This is a genomic window from Phenylobacterium sp. (assembly GCF_036495085.1).
Classification (GTDB): domain Bacteria; phylum Pseudomonadota; class Alphaproteobacteria; order Caulobacterales; family Caulobacteraceae; genus Phenylobacterium.
In genome coordinates this window covers 1-3,526 of sequence record NZ_DASXNL010000062.1, presented here as the reverse complement: position 1 = coordinate 3,526, position 3,526 = coordinate 1, and the positions used below count along the sequence as shown (strand labels likewise).

Here is a 3,526-nt window from a genome sequence, read left to right as displayed (position 1 = left end):
CCGACCGGCTGGGCCTCCGGGAACTTCCAGCTGCCGTCGAGGACTTCTGCGTGGGGCCGGTAGAGGCGGACCAAATAGTTCCAGCCGGGCGTGACGGGGAGGCAATTGTTGACGCCCTTGTCGCAGCCCCCGAACTGGATCGTGTAGGCGCCCTTCGCGTCCTTCTTCGCGGTGATGTTGTTGAGGGAGTAGGCGTTCTGCGGGTTCGGCGTCATGAAGCCCGCCTGATCGTAGACCGTGATGGACCAGAACCCATCGACGGGCACGTCCTTCACCAAGAGGCGATAGACCTGTTTTCCGTCATTCTGTTTCGGCTGAACCGGGATGTAGAGCGCATCGCGAGCGGGATTGCCGCCCCAGCCTGCGGCGGTCGCCACCAGATGCTGGCGCGGATCGACCTCCCCGCGCGTTCCGAAAGCCTTGCGCGCATCGGTCATGCCGCCCCCAGCGCCCTTCAGTTCATTGCGAACCGCCGTGAGTGAAGCTTGATCCCAGGCCGGAATTTCGAATTTGCCGGGCCCGCCGGGCTGCTCGACCTTGATCGCGTCCTGCGCTGCGTGAGCCTTCTGCAGGTCGGCCGGATCGCTGGGATCGACGAACGTGCGGAACGCCAGGGCTACGTAACGCGTGCCCACGAGCTCCCGCGTTATCACATGGGGACCCGCGTCGTAGAACGTCCCTGGATTGTAATGGTCCTCGCTGATCAGCAGCAAAGACATGAAGCGGCCCTTGGTATCCGGCAAATTGACCGTGACGGGACCCGCATCCAAGTCAAAAACCCCAAAAGAGTAGAGCGTGTCACGGTTCAGCCGGACCACGGCCTGGTTATTGACGTCCGCCAACTCGCGATTGTGATTGAGCTTGCCGAAACCGCCATCCTTCACGAACCCGGCGAAATAGTTGTCGGTCTCCGCGCGGACAAAGTTGTCCATCGTAACCTTCGCTGCGGGACTAGCTGGTGCTGATGGTCGCTGATTGCAGGCCGCAAGCGAGATCAGGGCTGTGATGCCAATCAATGTGAACGCTGACGAGGCCCTCATGTGGTGCTCCCTGCTGATGCCGAACATCACCCCTAGGGCTGGCGGCCAGCTTCGACCATCATGGGAAACCCCTGAGGTTCGCTTTCCACCCCATCGCGGAAATTCTGGCGGCCTGCTTTCGGGAGGGAAGCGCGCGGTGCAAGCCGGCGGCCACGCCGCTGGCCCGTCGCAGCCAAGGTCGCGGAGCCCCCTTCAATGCAACGGATTGTTCTTCTCAAGGAAGGCCATGACCGTCTGCAGCATGGCGAGCCGGGTTTCGCCGCGTGTCAGCCAGTGGTCCGTAGAATCGAGCACGACGAGGTCCACCCGCTTGCCTGCCGCCTTCAGCGCGTCGGCCATGACTCTGCTCTGTTCTAGGGGGACGACGGTGTCGTCCTTGCCGTGGATCAGCAGGATGGGCGCCTTGACCCTGTCGGCGTGCTCCGCCGGCGAGATCTCGGCCATAGAGGGGTCCTTGGCGTTTTCAGCGCCCATGAACCTGATCCAGTAGCGCTGAGCGCCCAGCCCCTTGTTGGTCTTGGACCAGACGACGAATTTCTTCAGGTCCGAGAGACCCGCCACAGAGACGGCGCAGCGGTAGACGTCGGCATCCAGCGTCGCCCCGGCCAGGGCGGCGTAGCCGCCATAGCTCGCGCCGACGATGCAGGCGCGCTTGGGATCGATTGAACCTTCGCCGGCCAGGAAGCGCACGCCGTCGGAGAGGTCGGTCTGCATCTTGCGACCCCATTCGCCGTAGCCCGCCTGGAGGAACTTCGGCCCGAATCCGTCAGAGCCTCGGAAGTTGACCTGCAGCACCGCATAGCCGCGCGACGCCATAGCCTGGGCCCACCAGTCGAACCCGGGTTCGTCGCGGGCGGCGGGCCCCCCGTGCGGGAACACCACCAGCGGCAGGTTCTTGGCCTCGGCTCCGCGCGGGATCGTCAGGTAGCCGGTGATCTCCAGGCCATCGCGCGCCTTGAACCGGATTGGCCGGACCGGCGAGACCCCGTCGGCGCCGAGGTTGTCATACACCGTGCCCAGCCAGGCGGCTTGGTGCGTCGTGCGGTTGACCACAGCGTAGGCTGGCCCCTCCGTCGGGGAGTCCACCAGCACCACGACCTTCATGCGGTCGCCGGACCAGGAGACGAGGTGGACCCTTTGCCCGGGATAGGCGCTGGTGATCACCTTCCAGACCTGCTGGTCCCTGGGATCGAAGAAGGTGTAGCGGTCTTCCTCGCCGACCAACGCATAGTAGCCGATCAGATTGTGGCGCTCCGGATCGAAGATCGGCGTGTCATCGTCCTGCAGGGCCAGGGGTTCGCCCCAGGCTCCGTCAGGGGTGACTTCGCGCAGGGCGAGGCCGCCCTCGACGTACTCCTGAACCAAGGCGGTGCGTCCGTCGCGGCCGAGACCGAGCAGCACGGGATAGCCGCTTTCGAACTGCATCACGCGGCTTTCGCGCCAGGCGCCGTCGGGGGCCTTCAGCTTCAGCGACCACCGGCCGGATTTCACCTGGTATTGAGTCTGCGCCACGACCTCGCCGTCCTGCCCCACGAGCCAGTCGTTGGCGTAAAATGACGGATCCTCCGCCTGCTTGCTTCGATCGGTATCGAGCTCGACCCTGTAGACGGTGGGTGCGCCTGCCCCGCTAGGCATGAAGTGGATGCCCTGCAGAAAGACCGTCGGCTTGCCCTTCAACGTACGGATGACCGGCTGGTCGACGATGACGTTCAGCGATCCATCGGCATCCTCCAAGAGCGGCTTGATCTTGCCGAGGGCGAGGTTGAAGTCGAAGGCCATCATATATTCGTCGCGGGGCGCCTCGACGTTCTCAAGGATCGACGTCTTGGAGGTGGTGATGATCAGATGGTCGGGCCCAGCCCAAGCAAGGTCGCGCACCTTGGTCGTCCCGGCGTTCAGCACCTGAATGAGCTTGTTGTCGCTTAGTCGCTGGATAACGATCTTGCGCTGCTCGCCATCGGTCGAGATCACGCCGAGCATCTCGCCGCCTGGCGAAACGGCGGCCGCCTCGATGTTCGGCAGCCTGCCGTAGACCTCGAGCGGCGCCGCCGAAGCTGCGCTCGCCCACAACGCCGCGGCGATCAGCACCATACTCAACCTGAACACGCCGATGGCCCTGCCCGTCACTGTCAAGCTGGCGAGAGTTCCCCGATCGATGTCGTCTGTCCACCCATGGTCGAGGTTGTTCGGAATGATTCAAGGCGGCACACCGGCGTCAGCTTGGGACCCGTTTCCACCCATCTGAGCCCTTGGGAACGTCCATTTCCGGCACCGCAAGCTCGTAGCTCCCAAGCGTCTTGTCTGGTGGGCACGGGAGGGCGCAGTCGATCGCCGGAGGCGAGACATGGCTCATCAGTTTGATCTCTTCCGCCCATCCCGTCGGCCTTGGAACTCAGGTCGAATTACCGGCGCCAAACCGCCGCTCAAGCCAAAGCACATCTGGGGAATACGACAGCAACTGAGGACCGCTAGCCGCGTCAGGGACC

At 64.0% G+C, this 3,526-nt stretch carries 2 protein-coding genes; both read right to left on the bottom strand.

Annotated elements, in window-relative coordinates:
* On the bottom strand, positions 1 to 932 hold a 932-nt coding region (locus VGI62_RS07630), incomplete at its 3' end, for a DUF1254 domain-containing protein (RefSeq protein ID WP_331503807.1).
* Between the two features lie 300 nt (positions 933 to 1,232).
* Entirely contained in the window at positions 1,233 to 3,146 is a 1,914-nt protein-coding gene (locus VGI62_RS07625) for a S9 family peptidase (RefSeq protein WP_331503806.1), read from the bottom strand.
* Positions 3,147 to 3,526: the final 380 nt, after the last annotated feature.